This window comes from Lentzea nigeriaca (assembly GCF_016907955.1).
GTDB classification, from domain to species: Bacteria; Actinomycetota; Actinomycetes; order Mycobacteriales; family Pseudonocardiaceae; genus Lentzea; species Lentzea nigeriaca.
This window is the reverse complement of the sequence record NZ_JAFBCX010000013.1, coordinates 85925-103286: the sequence shown is the minus strand read 5'-3', so window position 1 is coordinate 103286 and position 17362 is coordinate 85925. Positions and strand designations below refer to the sequence as shown.

At 68.8% G+C, this 17362-nt stretch carries 11 protein-coding genes; 6 read left to right on the top strand and 5 right to left on the bottom strand.

Annotation, left to right across the window (positions count from 1 at the left end):
• Nucleotides 1-4 precede the first annotated feature (4 nt).
• A complete protein-coding gene (locus tag JOD27_RS33935; RefSeq protein ID WP_204766408.1) occupies nt 5-1018 on the bottom strand; it encodes a LacI family DNA-binding transcriptional regulator in 1014 nt (337 codons plus the stop codon).
• Nucleotides 1019-1150: 132 nt separating this feature from the next.
• On the opposite strand from JOD27_RS33935, the gene JOD27_RS33930 reads away from it, so the two are divergent.
• Genes JOD27_RS33930 through JOD27_RS33905 form a run of 6 tightly spaced genes read left to right on the top strand, consistent with a single transcriptional unit; the run spans nt 1151 to nt 9920 of the window.
• Nucleotides 1151-2434 (top strand): ABC transporter substrate-binding protein, encoded by a 1284-nt coding sequence (locus JOD27_RS33930; protein ID WP_204766407.1) that lies wholly within the window; start codon nt 1151-1153, stop codon nt 2432-2434.
• The gene (locus JOD27_RS33925; protein ID WP_204766406.1) at nt 2434-3408 is read left to right on the top strand and encodes a carbohydrate ABC transporter permease; all 975 of its coding nucleotides are present in this window, start codon (nt 2434-2436) and stop codon (nt 3406-3408) included. Before JOD27_RS33930 ends, JOD27_RS33925 begins: the two co-directional genes overlap by 1 nt.
• Nucleotide 3409: 1 nt before the next feature.
• Entirely contained in the window at nt 3410-4225 is an 816-nt protein-coding gene (locus tag JOD27_RS33920; RefSeq protein ID WP_204766405.1) for a carbohydrate ABC transporter permease, read from the top strand.
• Between the two features lie 25 nt (nt 4226-4250).
• Nucleotides 4251-7310 (top strand): glycosyl hydrolase 115 family protein, encoded by a 3060-nt coding sequence (locus JOD27_RS33915; RefSeq protein WP_204766404.1) that lies wholly within the window; start codon nt 4251-4253, stop codon nt 7308-7310.
• Nucleotides 7311-7333: 23 nt separating this feature from the next.
• Entirely contained in the window at nt 7334-8353 is a 1020-nt protein-coding gene (locus tag JOD27_RS33910) for a glycoside hydrolase family 10 protein (RefSeq protein WP_204766403.1), read from the top strand.
• A 13-nt stretch (nt 8354-8366) separates the two neighbouring features.
• A complete protein-coding gene (locus JOD27_RS33905; RefSeq protein WP_204766402.1) occupies nt 8367-9920 on the top strand; it encodes a glycoside hydrolase family 43 protein in 1554 nt (517 codons plus the stop codon).
• 63 nt (nt 9921-9983) lie between these two features.
• Here JOD27_RS33905 and JOD27_RS33900 read toward each other — a convergent pair whose 3' ends face one another.
• The 4 genes from JOD27_RS33900 to JOD27_RS33885 are packed head-to-tail and all read right to left on the bottom strand — an operon-like array spanning nt 9984 to nt 17224.
• Nucleotides 9984-14087, bottom strand: coding sequence for a glycoside hydrolase family 38 N-terminal domain-containing protein (locus tag JOD27_RS33900; protein ID WP_204766401.1), 4104 nt, complete (start codon nt 14085-14087; stop codon nt 9984-9986).
• Between the two features lie 22 nt (nt 14088-14109).
• Nucleotides 14110-15411, bottom strand: a complete 1302-nt coding sequence (locus tag JOD27_RS33895) for an ABC transporter substrate-binding protein (protein WP_204766400.1) — start codon at nt 15409-15411, stop codon at nt 14110-14112.
• A 30-nt stretch (nt 15412-15441) separates the two neighbouring features.
• On the bottom strand, nt 15442-16278 hold the full coding sequence (locus JOD27_RS33890) for a carbohydrate ABC transporter permease (protein ID WP_204766399.1): 837 nt from the start codon (nt 16276-16278) through the stop codon (nt 15442-15444).
• Nucleotides 16268-17224 (bottom strand): carbohydrate ABC transporter permease, encoded by a 957-nt coding sequence (locus tag JOD27_RS33885; protein WP_204766398.1) that lies wholly within the window; start codon nt 17222-17224, stop codon nt 16268-16270. Before JOD27_RS33885 ends, JOD27_RS33890 begins: the two co-directional genes overlap by 11 nt.
• Nucleotides 17225-17362 lie beyond the last annotated feature (138 nt).

Sequence of the window (17362 nt, the reverse complement as noted above, 5' to 3'; positions counted from 1 at the left end):
AGAGTCAGGAGGGCAGCGCGCGGGTCGAATGACGTTCGATCAGCTCGGTGCCGAGCGTGATGTGCGTGTCGTCCGGGGTCTCGCCGTTGATGAGGCGCACCAGCAACGTGATCGCGCGGTGGCCCATCTCGCGGATCGGCTGCTGCACCGTCGTGAGCGGCGGTGTGCACAGCGCGGATTCGGGGATGTTGTCGAAGCCGACCACCGACAGGTCGTCGGGCACTCGCAGGCCGAGGCCGATCGCGGTCTCGATGGCCGCGATGGCGGTGATGTCGTTGGCGGCGAACACGGCGGTGGGCCGGTCGGGGCCGCTGAGCAGTTCGTGGGCCGACGCCGCGGCGACGTCGTGGTCGTAGTCGCCGCGCCGGATCAGGTCCTCGTCCACCGGCACGCCCGCGGCCACGAGCGCTCTGCGGTAGCCGGTTTCGCGCTGCTGGGCGGACTTCAGGTCCTCGCGGCCGGTGAGCAGCGCGATCCGGCGGTGGCCCAGCGCGAGCAGGTGCTCGGTCGCGAGCCTGCCACCGGTCAGGTTGTCGGAGTCGACGGTCGGCAGCGCCGCCCGTCCGGTGTGCGGGTCGACCGCCACGACCGGGGTGCCCGGCAGCCCTTCGAGGTCGACCGCGGGCGTGACCAGGACGGCGCCGTCGACCAGGGTGCCGCTGAGCCGCGTCAGGTAACGCTGTTCCCAGCCCTCCGGATCACCGGTGCGTCCGCCCGCCGAGTACACGACGAGCTCGAAACCGGTGCCGCGGATGGCATCCGCCGCGCCCTTGAGCAGTTCGGTGCTGAACGGCTCGATGTCGGCGACCAGGATCCCGATGACGTTCGTGCGGTGGTTGCGCAGGCTCTGCGCGACCAGGCTCGCCTCGTAGCCCAGCTCCTTGATCACGGCCTGCACCCGCGCGAACGTGTCCGCGGAGACGCCGTAGCGCTGGTTGAGGACCTTGGACACGGTGGCCACCGAGACGCCTGCCTGAGCGGCGACGTCACGGATCGTGACACGGGAGCGTGGGGGCACGGGGCTGAGACTAGCCGTGTAAAACGTTATCGACAACGATTGACACAGCGAGATCGACGCGCAATTGTGACTGCCGTCGCACGCACCATTTCTCTCCGTCCAACCGGCCGACGTCGTCAGGAGTGGACCCCAATGCGCTCTGTGCACAAGTTGTCCGTCGCTCTCGCCGCCGCAGCGACACTCGTGCTCGCCGCTTGCAGCGGCTCCGGTGGCGACGCATCAGCCAACGGTCCGGTCACCCTCACCTGGTGGCACAACCGGACCACCGAACCCATGAAGACGATCTGGCAGCAGATCGCCGACGATTTCCACAAGACCCACCAGGACGTCTCGTTCACGATCGAGCCGTTGCAGAACGAGCAGTTCCAGACGAAGATGCCCCTCGCGCTGCAGGGCAACACACCGCCGGACATCTTCCAGCAGTGGGGCGGCGGCTCGCTGAAGTCGCAGCTCAGCTCCGGCAAGATCGCCGACATCACGCAGGCGTCGTCGAGCTGGGTCGGCCCGCTGGGCCAGTCGGCGAAGGGCTGGCAGGTCGACGGCAAGCAGTACGGCGTGCCGTACCAGATGCACGCTGTCGGGTTCTGGTACCGCAAGGACCTCTTCGCCACCGCCGGCGTCACCAGTCCGCCGTCCACATTGGACGAGCTGAACGCGGCCGTGGCCAAGCTGAAGGCCGCGAAGCTCGTGCCGATCGCGGTCGGCGGCAAGGACCGCTGGCCGGACGCGTTCTACTTCAACTACTTCGCGATCCGCCAGTGCTCGGTCGACGCCCTGAAGAAGGCCGTCGAGAAGACCGAGCTCGCCGACCCGTGCTTCACCAAGGCGGGCGAGAACCTCAAGACGTTCCTGGACACCAAGCCGTTCCAGGACGGGTTCGTCGGCACACCGGCCCAGCAGGGCGCCGGCAGCTCCGCGGGCATGCTCGCGAACGGCCAGGCCGCCATGGAGCTGCAGGGCGACTGGAACCCCGACGTGATGCAGGCCCTGTCCGAGGACAAGCAGCTGGACTCGAAGGTCGGCTGGTTCCCGTTCCCCTCGGTGCCGGGCGGGCAGGGCGACCCGAAGGCCGTGCTCGGCGGCGGTGACGGTTTCTCGTGCACGTCGCGAGCGGCCAAGGCGTGCGCGGACTTCCTGGGCTACCTGGTGGGCGAAGAGGTGCAGAAGAAGCTCGCCGCGACGGGCTCCGGCCTGCCGGTGCACCCGGCCGCGGTGGCGTCGCTGAAGACCGAGACGCACAAGCAGATCGCGGAGTACACGGCGAACGCGCCGCACCTGCAGTTCTACCTGGACATCGCCTTCCCGACCAACGTCGGACAGGCGCTGAACGACGCCATCGCCAACTTCTTCGCAGGCCAAGGCGGTCCGGACACCATCGTGCAGTCGGTGACCAAGGCAGCCGCCGGGAACAAGTGATGAGCACCGCGACCAGCGCGCGGCCGTTGACCGCCCCCAGCTCGCACGCGCCGCGGGCTGGGGGCACCCCACGGCGGTCCCGCACACGCACACGCCTGGAACTCGCACTCCTGCTGGCACCGGGGCTGGTGCTGTTCGTGGGGTTCGTGCTGGTCCCCATCGGCGTGGCCACGTTCTACAGCCTCTACTCGTGGAACGGCTTCGGCCCGCTGACGGACTTCGTCGGTCTCGACAACTACGTCGACGCCTTCTCCGGCGACGTGTTCCAGGGCGCCATCGCGCACAACCTGATCATCGCGGCGCTCACGATCATCGTGCAGCTCCCGCTCAGCATCAGCCTCGCGCTGCTGCTGAACCGGAAGCTGCGCGGCCGGACGTTCCTGCGGATGGTGGTCTTCGCGCCGTACGTGCTGTCCGAGGCGGTGACGGCGGTGATCTGGCTGCTGATGCTGCAGCCGGGCGGGTTCGTCGACCAGGTGCTGCGCGGGGCCGGCCTCGGCTGGGCCGTGCAGCAGTGGCTCGCCGACCCGAAGATCGTGCTCTACTCGCTGTTCGTCGTGATCACGTGGAAGTACATCGGGTTCGGCGTGATCCTGCTGCTGGCCGGTCTGCAGGGCATTCCGGCGGAGCTGCGGGAGGCCGCGGCGCTCGACGGCGCGTCGAGCTGGCAGGCCACCCGGCACGTGGTGCTCCCGTTGCTGGGGCCGACGATCCGGGTGTGGATCTTCCTGGCGGTGATCGGGTCGCTGCAGCTGTTCGACCTGGTCTGGATCATGACGCTGGGCGGTCCCGCCAACGCGTCCACGACCATGGCGACCTACCTGATCGACCACGGCTTCAAGCGCTACGAGTTCGGCTTCGGCAGCGCGGTCGCGGTGATCCTCTTCATCATCTGCTTCACGTTCGCCTTGCTGTACCAGAGGTTCGCGTTGCGCCGGGACACCGACGGCGCGTTGACCAGGGCGGTGAACTGAGATGTCACGTCGCAACGGAGTCGGGTACCTCGCGGCGTTCGCCGTCATCGGCATCACGGTGGTGCCGCTGTTGTTCGTGATCCTGGGCGGGTTCCGCACGACGGCGCAGATCAACCGCGCGCCGGCCGGGCTGCCCGGTCCGTGGGTGTGGGACAACTACATCGAGGTGCTGGGATCGCCGTACTTCTGGCGGTTGCTCGGCAACAGCGCGCTGATCGCGGTGGTCGCGACGACGCTCGCGGTCGGCTTCGGCTCGATGGCGGCGTTCGCGTTGTCCCGCTACGCGTTCAGGGGCCGCGAGGCGTTCTACACGCTGTTCACGCTCGGTCTGCTGTTCCCGCTCGGGGTGGCGACGCTGCCGTTGTACCTGTGGCTGCGCCAGCTCGGGTTGCTGGAGAACCCGCTCGGCGTCGCCCTGCCAGAGGCGGCGTTCTCCCTGCCGATCACGATCGTGATCCTGCGGCCGTTCATGAACGCGATCCCCATCGAGCTGGAGGACGCCGCCCTGCTCGACGGAACGGCCAAGCTCGGCTTCTTCTGGCGCATCCTGCTGCCGCTGTCGAGGCCCGCGCTGGCCACCGTGTCCGTGCTCGCGTTCGTCAGCAGCTGGAACTTCTTCCTGCTGCCGTTGCTCGTGTTCAACGACTCCACCAACTTCACGCTCCCGCTCGGCGTGGCGATGTTCCAGTCCGAGCACAGCCAGGACACCGCGAAGATCCTCGCTTTCACCGCGCTGTCCATGATCCCCGCGCTCACGTTCTTCGTGCTCGCGGAGCGACGCATGGTCGGCGGTCTCACCGGTTCGGTGAAGGGCTGATCCCTGCTTTCTGAGGAGTTCGACGATGAACTCGGACCTCGCGCGACGACATTTCCTGCAACTGTTCGCGGCATTGACGGCGGTGGGCACGACGGCGACTCCCGCGGTCGCCGCCGAGCACGTGACGAGCCAGGGCGGCTCCGGCCGCTTTCCGCTGGTGTCGAAGGGAAAAGCGGCCACGCTCGTGGTCAGCGGCGGTGATCATCCCGGTGTTCTCCGGGTCGCGGACGACCTGCGGACCGACATGGAGCGCGTCACCGGCGTCAGACCCGCGCTGGTCGCCGACACGATCCCCGCCGGGGACGTGGTGCTGATCGGTTCGCTCGGCCGCAGCCGCCTGGTGGACGGCCTGGTGGCGGCGGGAAAGCTCGACGTCACCGACATCGCGGGCAAGTGGGAGACCTCGCTCACCGAAGTGGTCCGCACCGGCGGCGGACGTGCGTTGGTGATCACCGGGAGTGACCCGCGCGGCACGATCTACGGCGCTTACGACATCTCGCGGCGCATCGGCGTCTCGCCCTGGTACTGGTGGGACGACGTGCCGGCGGAGCACCGAGACGAGCTGCACGTGGACTCCGGACGGCACAGCCTCGGCACGCCGTTCGTCAAGTACCGCGGCATCTTCATCAACGACGAGAACCCGGCGCTGGGCACGTGGGCGCCGCGCTACTTCGGTCCCGGCCACGCTCCAGGACATCCCGGAGGCTTCACCCACGAGTTCTGGGAGAAGATCTTCGAGACCGTCCTGCGGCTCAGGGGCAACTACGTCTGGCCCGCCGTGTGGGGCCGGGCGTTCGCCGAGGACGACCCGCTCAACCACGCCACCGCCAAGCGCTACGGCATCGTCATGGGCACCTCGCACGAGGCCCCGATGATGCGCGGTATCGAGGAGTGGAACCGGCACGCCGTGGCGGCGGTGCGCGACGCGGACGGCAACATCGTCACGCCGGGCCACGACCCGTACGGCGGCACGGGGGAGTGGAGCTACCGCCGCAACCCCGACGCCATCAAGGCCTACTGGGCCGACGGCATCAAACGCATGGTGGACGAGGACTTCGAAGGCGTCGTGACCGTCGGCATGCGCGGCAACGGCGACACCCGGCTGCCCGACGGCGACAGCATCGAGCTGATGCGGTCGATCCTGAGCGCCGAGCAGGAGGTGCTGGCCGCCGTCACCGGCCGCGACCCGGCCTCCGTGCCACAGGTGTGGACGCTCTACAAGGAGGTGATGCGGTACTGGGAGAAGGGACTGCGCCCGCCCGACCACGTCACCGTCGTGTTCCCCGACGACAACTGGGGCAACCTCTGCAAGCTGCCGGACCGGTCGCTGCCACCGCGTGGCGGTGGTTACGGCCTCTACTACCACTTCGACTACGTCGGCGTCGGCCGCAACTACAAGTGGGTCGACACGTGCGCGATCGCCAACGTGTGGGAGCAGCTGAACCAGGCGGCCGAGTACGGTGTCTCCCGGCTGTGGGTGGCCAACGTCGGTGACTTCAAGGGCAACGAGCTGCCCGCGCAGTTCTTCCTGGACCAGGCCTGGCGGCCGATGCCGCTGGAACGGCTGCCCGTGTGGGAGCGCGACTTCGCCGAGCAGAACTTCGGCAGGCGCACCGCCGTGGCGATCGCCGCGCTGCTGAACACCTACGGCAGGCTCCAGGCACGGCGCAAACCCGAACTGCTCAACCGCAGGATCACGGTGGACGGCAGCACGATCCTCTACGACGACAAGCAGACGCCGTTCAGCCTCGTCCACTACCGCGAGCTCGACCGTGTGACGGACGAGTGGCGCGAACTGGGGGAGCGTGCCGAGCGGATCGCCGCGCGGCTGCCCGCCGCGTACCAGGACGCCTTCTTCGAGATGGTGCTCTATGAGGTGAAGGCCACCGCGAACCTGTACGAGCTGCGGCGCGCGGAGTTCACGAACATCTTCTACGCCAAGCAGGGCAGGGTGCTCGCCAACGATCTCGCCCTCACCGCCGAAGCGCGGTTCGCCGACGATCTCGCATTGGCCGAACGGTTCAACACCCAGATCGCCGGTGGCAAGTGGCGTGGTTTCCAGACCCAGCCGCACATCGGGTACGGCGACGTCGAGCGGTACGGCCCGAACGCGCCGTGGCAGCAGCCGGAGAAGGACAACGTCGCCCTGCCGGACGAGATCTTCCCGCCGGTGCAGCGGATCACGGTGACCGGCCCGGCCGAGATGGGCGTGGCGATCGACGGATCCGACCAATGGTGGCCGTCCTGCACGGACACTCCGGTGCTGCCGGAGTTCAGCCCGTTCCAGAGCCAGCCCGCGCAGTTCGTCGACGTCTTCAACCGGGGAGGGCAACCGTTCGACTGCTCGATCCGCGTCGCGGTGCCGTGGCTCGTGGTGACACCACCCCGAGGCAGGGTGGAGAAGCAGCTGCGGGCTGAGCTGCACGTCGACTGGTCGCGGGCGCCGAAGGGCAGGACCCGCGTTCCGATCGTGGTGTCCGGTGCCGGTCGCACGGTGACCGTCGAGGCCGTGGTCAGCAATCCGGACGTGCCGCGGGCGTGGCGCGAAGGCTTCATCGAGGCCAACGGTTACGTGTCGATCGAGGCTGAGCACTGCAGCGCGAACGTCGCTGCCGGTGACGTGAAGTGGCGGCGCATCCCCGGAATCGGCCGCACCGGTGCGGGCATGAAGCCGTTCCCGGTGACGGCGGCGAGCCACGAACCCGGTCGCGGGCCGCGGCTGGAGTACCGGATGACGCTGCTGACTCCCGGCGAGGTGACCGTGTGGGCGTACCTCTCGCCTCGCGCGGGTGTGCTGCCGACGCCAGGACTTCGTTATGCCGTCTCGTTCGACGACGCTGCGCCTCAGGTCGTCGACGTCATCGCGGCGACCGGCGCCGACCACACCGGGATGAACCGGCAGTGGGAGCGCCTGACCTCCGACAACGTCAATCGCACCGCCACCCGGCACGTGATCGGGGCACCAGGCCCGCACGTGCTCAGGTTCTGGATGGTCGATCCCACCGTAGTGGTGCAGAAGCTGGTCGTGGACACCGGCGGGCTGCGACCGAGCTACCTCGGACCGCCGGAGAGCAAGCGGTTGTAAGCAAAACCCCTCAAGGAGCGACAATGAAGTTGCACGCACCCCTTGGCAGGCGGATCCTCGCGATTGCGGCGGCGGCGGCCGCAATCGCGGCGGGTCAAGCGGTTCCCGCGTCGGCGGCGGGGCCGTTGAAGGACATCACGAACAGGTACGTGGGCAGCGCGGTGGCCGCAGGGCCCCTGGGCAGCCAGGCCGACTACCGGTCGGTGCTGACGCGGGAGTTCGACAACGTCACGCCGGAGAACGAGATGAAGTGGGCGGTCGTCGAACCGAACCGCAACCAGTTCAACTGGTCCGGTGCCGACGCGATCGTCAACTACGCCCAGCAGAACGGGAAAACCGTGCGCGGGCACACGCTCGTGTGGCACAGCCAGTATCCGAACTGGCTGAACAACCTGGGCGGTGCCGAGCTGCGCAACGTCGTGCAGCAGCACATCAACACCGAGATGGGCCGCTACCGCGGCAAGATCCGCGCGTGGGACGTCGTCAACGAGATCTTCGAGGAGAACGGCTCGCGCCGGCAGTCGATCTTCCAGACGCGACTGGGTGACGGATTCGTCGCCGAGGCGTTCCGCGCGGCCCGCGCCGCCGACCCGTCGGCGAAGCTGTACATCAACGACTACAACACCGAAGGCATGAACGCCAAGAGCAACGCCATGTACAACCTCGTGCGCACGCTCAAGCAGCAGGGCGTGCCCATCGACGGCGTCGGCATCCAGACGCACCTCGCGACCAAGTACGGCTACCCGTCCGGCTTCCGGCAGAACCTCGAACGGCTCGCCGCGCTCGGCGTCGACATCGCGATCACCGAGGCCGACGTGCGCATCCCGCTGCCTGCCGACCAGAACAAGCTGAACCAGCAGGCGACCATGTTCAAGCAGATCTGGGACGACTGCCACGCCGTCTCGCGGTGTGTCGAGTTCACGACGTGGGGCTACACCGACCGCCACTCGTGGGTGCCCGGCACGTTCCCGGGCGAGGGCGCTGCCTGCCTCTTCGACTCGAACCTGAGGCCGAAGCCCGCCTACACCAGGATCAACCCGTAGCTGGAGTGTCCACTTGACACAGTTCTCGAACCCGGTCCTGCCCGGCTCGCACCCCGATCCCTCGGTGTGCCGGGTGGGACCGGACTACTACCTCGTCACCTCGACCTTCGAGTACTTCCCCGGCCTGCCGCTCTACCACAGCCGGGACCTGGTGCACTGGCGTCCCGCCGGGCACGTGCTGGACCGGCCTTCCCAGCTGCCGTTGCAGGGCGTCAAGGCCTCCGGCGGCCTGTACGCGCCCACGATCCGTCACCACGACGGCGTGTTCTACGTGGTGTGCACGCTGGTCGGCGGCACGGGTCAGACCGGCAACTTCGTGGTGACGGCCACGGATCCGGAGGGCTCCTGGTCGGAGCCGCACTGGCTGCCGGACGCCGCGGGGTTCGACCCGTCGCTGTTCTTCGACGACGACGGCCGCGCCTGGTGGACCGCCACCAGGGAGGTTCGCGACGGCCGGACCGAGGTCTACCTGCGCGAGTTCGACGTCGAGTCGCTCTCGCTGGTCGGTGAGGAGCACGTGCTGTTCCACGGCGCGATGCACGACGCCGTGTGGGCAGAGGCGCCGCATCTGTACAAAGTGGACGGCAAGTACGTGCTGCTGTGCGCGGAAGGCGGCACGGACTTCGAGCACTCGGTGGTCGTGGCGTTCGCCGACGAGGTCACCGGGCCGTACCGGGGCTCGCGCCTCAACCCGGTGCTGACCCATCGCCACCTCGGCCGTGCGCACCCGATCGCGGCGACCGGGCACGCGGACCTGGTGCGCACGCAGAACGGCCAGTGGTACGCGGTGCTGCTCGCGGTGCGCCCGTACGGCGGCTACTACTACAACCTGGGCCGCGAGACCTTCCTCGTGCCGGTGTCGTGGGAGAACGGCGGGCCCGTGTTCAGCCCCGGCACCGGACGCGTCGAGGCCACCTATCCCGTGCCGGACCTGCTCGTGCACCCGTGGTCGGAGCCATCGCCGACGGACGACTTCGACGCGCCGGACCTCGGCCCGGCCTGGATGTTCCTGCGCACACCGGAGGAGAAGTTCTGGTCGCTGACCGAACGGCCGGGCCACCTGCGGCTCCGCCTCCGGCCGGAGGCGATCACCGGCCTCGTCACGCCGAGCGCGGTGGTGCGGCGCCAGCAACACCAGAACTTCCACGCGTCGTGCGTGCTCGAGTTCGAACCGGACGGGCCGGCCGAGGCCGCCGGGCTGGTGTTGTTGCAGAACAACGACAACCACATCCGGTTGCTGCTCGGTGCGGACCGCCAGGTCACCCTCGTGCGCCGGATCCGCGGACGCGAGGAGGTGCTCGCGACCGCTCAGGTGGAGGAGGGGACCGTGCGGCTGGGTTTCGAGGCGGTGGGCCAGGGTCACCAGGCGCTGATCGCGTCGGGCTCCGGCGAGTGGCAGCTGCTGGGGCAGGCGTTCGACGGGCGGGTGCTCAGCACGCCGGTCGCGGGCGGGTTCACCGGTGTCCACATCGGACTTTACGCGACCAGCGACGGCGAGCCGAGCCACTCGTGGGCCGACTTCGACAGCTTCACCTATCGCGCTCTGGGCGAGAGATCGGGGTCATGACAGTCGGGGTGCGGCCGTTCGTGGCGGCCGCACCCGCCGCAGATGCCGGGCTGGCTCCTGCGATCACCTCACGCTGACGGGAATCGCGGGCGAGTAGTACAGCCTGCCGTGCGCGGCCACCCGGACCATGGTCCACCAGTGCCCGCCGCGCCGGGCGGTGGGCGCCGCCGTGGCCGTCACGGGCACGGTGATCTTGCCTGCCGGCGGGATCACGAACGGCTGGGTGCGCGGACCGATCGTGACGTCGTCACCCCACGTGCCGAACGGGCTGACCACCGTGACCTCACCGTGCACCTCGCTCTGCACCCGGTTCTGCAACGTCACCGGCAGCAGCGAGTGCTCACCGGCGGCGAGCAGCAGGGCGCCCGCCCTGAGCAGGACGTCGACCAGCTCCCGGTCCGTGGTGGGGCCGGACACCACCTCGACGGTGTCCTCGAGCACCTGGCCGAGATGGTCGCGGATGCGGGCGGAGTGCAGGTGACGGCCCGGCCGGGCCCTGAGGGTGGCGGTGAACTCGGCGAACTCACCGGCGGCGAGGTCGTAGTCCCACGACTGGCCGTCGGTGAACTCCAGGCGTCCCTTGGCGGGGACGCCGCTGCAGCTGACCGTGACGCGCGCCTGGCCGGTGGTGCCGGGGGCCAGCCGCGTGAACGACGGGGTGACGTGCACGGTCACCGGGAGGTTGCCGATCGGGGCCGGGCCCGCGTTGTGGCGCCAGTACTTCGTGTAGATCGGCTGGACCGGTTCGACGGACTCGGCCGGTGTGTGGGGGAGTGCGGACGCGGGCACGATCCGAAGCGTGGCGACGTCCGCCGCGCCGAGCGCGACCTCGGTACGTCCTGAGTGGACTGTCAGCGGTTCGAGGTCCTGCTCTTCCAACAGATCGGTCCGATACGCCGCACCGATGCCTCCGTGGAGCGACACGGACGCGGTCACCGGTGTGCCGGTCGACTCGTACAACCGCACCGCGAGCTCGGAGCCGTGGTCGTCGGCACAGGACGCGAGCGGGTTGCCGCGGGTCTTCGCCGCGGTGAGCAGCACGCTGGGCGGCGACACGGCGAGCAGGCTCAGCTCGGCCGGCAGATCACCCGCGGCCGAGGGCACGTGGCGGGCGTGCACCGGGTGGTTGACGTCCTGCCCGGCACGGGCGAACCCAGCCTCGCGCCAGTCGCCGGCACCGGCGACGACGCTCAGCTCGAACGTGTGGGACCAGTGCTGCCATGCGAAGCTGGACCCGTCCGGCACGGTGCGGCGGTCGCCGTCGATCCACACCTCGGCGGGCCAGCCGCTGCACGACCGCATGAGCGACACGTGCAGGGTGCCGTCCGGAGCGACGACGAACCCCGGTGTGCCGCGGTTGACGACGGCCACCGAGTAGTCGGTCGCGGGGTCTGTCGTACCGCCCGGCCCGGCGACCTCGACGCAGCCGTCGGCGAGATCGGCGGTCAACGCCTCGGCGTCCATGACGATCAGCACGGGCAGGTCGCGCGGTCCGCGCAGGTCGGCGTTCGACACCCACTGCTGTGCCCGCGGATAGGAGGCGGGGACGAACACCCTGCCCGTCTCGTCGAGCGCCGCGAGGTACTCGGGCGCGCTGTCGAGCACGGCGGCGGTGAACTCGTTGTGACCCACGACGATGCGCACATCGGGCAGGTTGGAGTCGACGTCGAGGGAGCCGTAGCGCGGACCGGCCGGACGCGTGCAGGTGGCGGTGACTCCCTTGGCGACCAGCGCGGCCATCAGGTCTCTCGCCCCGTCGGTGACGCCCTCGGTGATGACCTCGGCGACGCCGATGGCGTGCAGATCACCGTTGGACAGGCGCAACTTCACGGGTGCGGAGAGGCCCGCCCAGGTGTGCGCCGGACTGTCGAGCGTCCACAGGTGCGTGGCAGCGTCGACGTCGGGGAAGCCGAACGACCGGCCGACCGCGGCGAACCCGACCTCGGCCACCGGCAGCGCACCGGGCAGGTCGAAGGCGAACCTGCTGCGCAGCAACCGGTCCCGGCCGATCGAACCGTCCACGAAGGACCGGACGTCGACGCGTGGCAGATCACGCCACAGGGTCACGTGCTGCGTGATCCGCAGATCACCGAGGATCGTGCGGCTGACGATGCGTTCGCCGACGGGGCTCGTCTCGACGTGCACGTCGGCCTGACCGGCGGTGGTACCGGGACCCTTGGGCAGCAGGTGCCACGGCCCCTCGCCCCACACCGGATGGCCCGGATGTTCCTCCTGCACGAGCATTTCCGCCGCGAGGCCGCCGGGGCGCACCAGTTCGCGCCCGGCGACGACGTCGTACACGCGGGACAACGCGCCGCCGCGTTCGGGATCGGCCTCCACGACGAACGACGACGAGGAGATGGCAGCACCGGTCTTCGGCATCCAGAACGGCGGCAGCGAGGTGGCGTCGACCACGCGGTACACCCGGTAGCCGTTCGCGGGGACCTGCCGCGCCACGAACGTCAGCGTCAGTTCGAGCGTGCGGTCCGGGTGCCTGACCACGGCCTCGGTCACCGCGGCGACCTCGTGGCCATCGGCGTCCGTGACTCGCGCACCCCGGAACCCAGGCAGGAGAACGGTCACGGTGGTGACCGCGTCACGCGCGAAGGCCAGGGCGTTGACGACGATCACGGCCTCGCCCGGCCCTGCCGTGTCGGCACGGGACGCCAGGCGCGTGATCGCGTCGTCCAGCACCGAACGGCCGAGCTCGTCGGCCTCCCGCCAGCCGGTGAGCAGGTCGATGTAGACCTGGTCGGACTCCGTGCCGGTGATGGCGTCGTGGTGCGCGCCGTACACCAGCTGGCGCCAGGCCTTGTCCAGTGCGAACGCCGGATAGCCCGCTCCCAGCAACGTGGTCAGCGCCGCCAGCCGCTCGCCGTCGAGCACCGCCACCTCGGCCGCGCGCTGGGCCTGCTTGGTGTCGATGTACGACACGTCCTTGCCGGTGTAGACCGGGTTCATGTCCCTGGTCTGCGGGCTGAACGTCACCGAGCGCGCGGCGGCGTCGGACCGCACCGCGGCGAAGAAGTCACGGGGCAGGCCGACGACGAAGCGCGGCCAGACGTACCGGGCGTTCCACTCGCGGTGGATCTCCGTGCAGAACCGGGACGGCACGTTGTGGTCGTGCCCTACCGGCAGCAGCACGTTGCGCGTGGCCGCGACCTTGCGCAACGTGGAGAACTGGCGGTAGGCCTCCGCCATGGCCTCGTCCAGATCGGACTTGCGCTCGATGTCCCACCCGGCCACGTAGTGATCGGCGAGGTAGGCGGTGAGCACACCGCGGCCGCTCGGCGAGATCCACTCGAACTCGGACGGGAACTGCATCCTGGTGATGTCACCGGTGTGCCGCTTGGCCCCTACGTGGTGCCACGGCCCGCGCGCCCACACGCTCGACGACAGCCCCGCGTCCGCCATCAGCCCCGGATACGACGGGTCGTGCCCGAACACGTCGAGCATCCACGCGGACTGCGGATCGGCACCCAGCACGTCGCGCTGGAACCCGACACCGTAGACCGCGTTGCGGATCGTCGACTCCGGGTGGGTCAGGTTGGTGTTGGCCTCGTTGTAGTTGCCGCCGACGATCTCGATCCTGCCCTCGCGCAGGAACCGGCGCAGGTCGTGGCGATCACCGGGGAACGCGTCCCAGTGCGGCTTGAGGTAGTCGACCTCGGCCAGCACGAACCGGTAGTCCTCGTCCTCGCGCGCCGCGTCGAGGTGGGCGCGCACCAGGTCGAACGCCGAGAGCTGGAACGGCATCCGCTTCGCCTGCGCGCCCGGCAGGTCGAGCCAGGTCTCGGTGAAGCCCGCCTGGGTGTTCCACCAGACCGGGTCGTAGTGGAAGTGCGAGACCATCCACATCGTCCACCCGGTCTCCGCGACGGTCACGGTGACGTCCCAGGCGAACGGCGGGGCACCGCTCACCGGCGCGACGACGACGGTCGCCGGGTACGAGGTGCCTGCCGTGGTCGGCGCGGAGAAGACCACACCGACCTCGGCCACCACGTCCTCCTGCCCCGCCGCCACCCGTACCGGCTCGGGTGTGCGGACCAGCGGCCCGGTGATCCGCACCCACGCCGGCTCGGGCCGCGGCACGGTGACCGCGACCCGGACCAGTTGGCGTGGCGCGGAAACCGGGCCGACGAACAGATCCGTGCTCTCGACTTCCACCCCAGGTTTGTCCAGCACTGTGTTACTTGGCCCCTTGAAGTGCTGCCTCGGCGTCGCGGAAGTACTGCGCGACCGCGTCGGGGATGGACATCTTGCCGAACGCGACCTGCTTGGCCGCCGCGTCGAGCGCCGTCTTCGCGTCGTTGTAACCGGGCGGCGCGGTCGGAGCGTTGGGCAGGCCGTCCTTCGCCACCTCGTCGGCGACGTACTGCGAGTACGTGACGTCCCGCTTGTCCGCCGCGCTCAGCGACGGCGTCAAGGCCTCCAGCGCCTTGGACGACGGCGGGATGCCGCGCGACAGGGCCATCGCCTTGATCGCGTCGATGTCGCTGACGAAGAGGTCGATCAGCTTGGCCGCGGCCTCCGGGTTCTTGCTCTTGACCGGGATGCACAGCAGCACACCGCCGTTGAGCGCCTGCCCCGTCTTGCCGTTGCTTCCGCGCGGCACCACCACGATGTCGAGCGTGTGCTGGGTCAGCGGTTGCATCTGCGCGAGACCCCAGCCGGTGGTCATCGCGATGTTGCCCGAGATCAGCGGGTGGTTGCCGGCCGCGGAGTCGGTGTTGGCCAGCATCTCGGGCGGGCAGATCGCACCGGCCTTGCGCAGCTTGTCCCACATGGTGAACCACTCGGCGAGGTCGTCCTTGGTGAACGCGAGCTTGCCCTCGTCGTTGTAGAGGTCCTTGCCGCGCTGCCGCAGCCACGGCTGCAGCGCGCCGGAGTCGTCCTTGGACGCGTCCAGTGCGCCGTACTTGCCCTGTCCCATGGCCTTCGACAGCTCACCGGCGATGCGGCCGAAGTCGTCCCACGTCCAGGTGTCGGCGGGGACGGGGATCTTGGCCTGCTCGAAGATGGTCTTGTCGTAGAGGACCGGCGCGTAGCCGGACCCGGACGGCACGCCGTAGGTCTTGCCGCCCACCGCGCCCGCCCCGCGCACCGCCTGGTACAGCGTGTCCAGGTGGATGGTGTTCGGGATGTACTGGGAGAGATCGGTCAGCACGCCCTTGGCCGCGTAGGTGCTGACGAGTGCGGTGTCCATCTGGAAGAGGTCCGGCGGGTTGCCGCCCGCGAACTCGGTGTTGAGCTTGTTGAAGTACCCGTCGTAGCCGGAGTACTGGGCGTCGACCTTCGTGCCGGTCTTCTGCGTGAAGATCTGCAGGGCGCTCTGGTACGCCTTGTTGCGCGCCTCGCCGCCCCACCAGCGGAAGGTCAGCGAGTTGTTCGCCGCGCCACCGCTGCTGGTGGGCGCGAAACCGCACCCGGCGACGGAGGCGGCGGCGATGCCACCGGCCAGGCCGAAGAGCCCTCTCCTGGAAATGGACATGTGTTTCCCTTTCTTGGCGGCGAAAAGGCGTTACTTGATGCCGGTGGTGGCGACGCCGTCGACGAGACGGCGCTGTGAGACGAGGAAGACGGCGACGGTGGGTACGAGCGTGACCACCGACATCGCGAGCATGCCGCCGTAACTGGACCCGCTGGCCCGGTCGACGAACGCGTTGAGGCCGAGCGGCGCGGTGTAGCGCGAGTGGTCGGACAGGTAGACCAGCTGGCGCAGGAAGTCGTTGAACGTCCAGATGAAGGTGAGGATCGTCGTGGTGAGCAGCGCCGGTTTCAGCAGCGGCAGGATGACGCTGAAGAACACCCGCACGTGCCCGGCGCCGTCCAGTGCCGCCGCCTCGTCCAGTTCGCGCGGGATGCCGCGGATGAACTGCACCATCAAGAAGATGAAGAAGGCGTCGTAGGCCAGCAGGTACGGCACCACCAGCGGCAGGAACGTGTTGACCCAGTTCAGGTTGAAGAAGATCGTGTACTGGGGGATCAGGGTCGCCTGGAACGGCAGCATCATCGTCCCGAGCATCAGCCCGAACCAGAACTTCCGGAACGCGAAGTCCAGGCGGGCGAACGCGTAGGCCGCCACCGAGCAGGAGGCCACGTTCGCGACCACCGTGCAGAGCGAGACCGTCAGCGAGTTGCCCAGGTAGACGGTGAACGAGGTGCCCGTGGCCGTCCAGCCGCTGATGTAGTTGGCGATCGTGAAGCTGAGCGGCAGCGGGTTCATCGTGCTGAAGATCTGGTTCTCCGGCTTGAACGACGCGCCGACCAGCCAGACCATCGGGTAGATCATCGCCACGAGCACGACGATCAGCACGGCGTGCGCCCGCCAGTGGACCCTCTTCTTCTTAGTCTGCATAGTTCACCCACCTACGGGCCGACCAGAAGTAGATCGCCGTGAAGAGGCCGATCACGGCGAAGAGCACCCACGCCATCGCGGAGGCGTAGCCCATCTGCATGCTGCCGAATCCCTTGAGGTACAGGTAAAGCGTGTACAGCAGCGTCGAGTCGATCGGACCGCCGAGGCCGTTCGAGATCACGTACGCCGGGGTGAAGGTCTGGAACGCGTTGATCGTCTCCAGCACGAGGTTGAAGAAGACCATGGGTGACAGCAGGGGCAGCGTGATCTTGAAGAAGACCGTGAACCGCCCGGCGCCGTCGATCGCCGCGGCCTCGTAGAGGTCCTGCGGCAGCTGCTTGAGCCCGGCCAGGAAGATCAGCATCGGTGTGCCGAACTGCCAGCCGGACAGCAGCACCAGCGTCCACATCGCGTACCGCGGGTCGCCGATCCAGTCGGCGCCCTGGATGCCGAACACCCCGAGGAACTGGTTGACCAGACCGTCGCGGGAGAAGATCTGCCGCCACATCACCGACACCGCGACGCTCGCGCCCAGCAGCGACGGCAGGTAGAACGTCGCCCGGTAGAAGCCGAGCGCCCGCAGGCCGCGGTTGAGGGCCACGGCGACCAGCAGCGCCGCCGCCAGCTTGAGCGGTACAGACGTCACCACGTACAGCAGCGTGACCTTGATGGACTGCAGGTACCGCTCGTCGGAGAACAGCCGGGTGTAGTTCTCGAACCCGATCCACTGTGGAGCGGTGAGCAGGTTGAACTTCGTCAGCGACAGGTACAGCGAGTACACCATCGGGATCAGGGTGAACGCGAACAGGCCGATCAGCCAGGGCGCGAGGAACCCGTAGCCCGCGAGATTGTGCTTGTGGCGCTTGCGTTTGCGCCGCACGGGTGGTGGTGCCGCCTGTTCGCTGACAGGCGGGTCGAGCACGGCAACGCCGCTGTCGTCTGACATGTGTGCCACTCCTGGGACGTCATCGCTGGACCGTTCGGCCGCTTTGCCGATGCCACGCACAGCGCGGTTCCAGTGGTCCGTCCCAGGGAGCTGGAAAGCGCTTTCCGGGACTGTAGGAACCGGTTACCCGGCTGTCAA

Excerpts from the sequence above, each read along its gene's own strand:
- JOD27_RS33930 (WP_204766407.1), top strand. The coding sequence starts at position 1,151 with ATGCGCTCTGTGCACAAGTTGTCCGTCGCTCTCGCCGCCGCAGCGACA.
- JOD27_RS33925 (WP_204766406.1), top strand. The coding sequence starts at position 2,434 with ATGAGCACCGCGACCAGCGCGCGGCCGTTGACCGCCCCCAGCTCGCAC.
- JOD27_RS33920 (WP_204766405.1), top strand. The coding sequence starts at position 3,410 with ATGTCACGTCGCAACGGAGTCGGGTACCTCGCGGCGTTCGCCGTCATC.
- JOD27_RS33915 (WP_204766404.1), top strand. The coding sequence starts at position 4,251 with ATGAACTCGGACCTCGCGCGACGACATTTCCTGCAACTGTTCGCGGCA.
- JOD27_RS33910 (WP_204766403.1), top strand. The coding sequence starts at position 7,334 with ATGAAGTTGCACGCACCCCTTGGCAGGCGGATCCTCGCGATTGCGGCG.
- JOD27_RS33895 (WP_204766400.1), bottom strand. The coding sequence starts at position 15,411 with ATGTCCATTTCCAGGAGAGGGCTCTTCGGCCTGGCCGGTGGCATCGCC.
- JOD27_RS33890 (WP_204766399.1), bottom strand. The coding sequence starts at position 16,278 with ATGCAGACTAAGAAGAAGAGGGTCCACTGGCGGGCGCACGCCGTGCTG.
- JOD27_RS33885 (WP_204766398.1), bottom strand. The coding sequence starts at position 17,224 with ATGTCAGACGACAGCGGCGTTGCCGTGCTCGACCCGCCTGTCAGCGAA.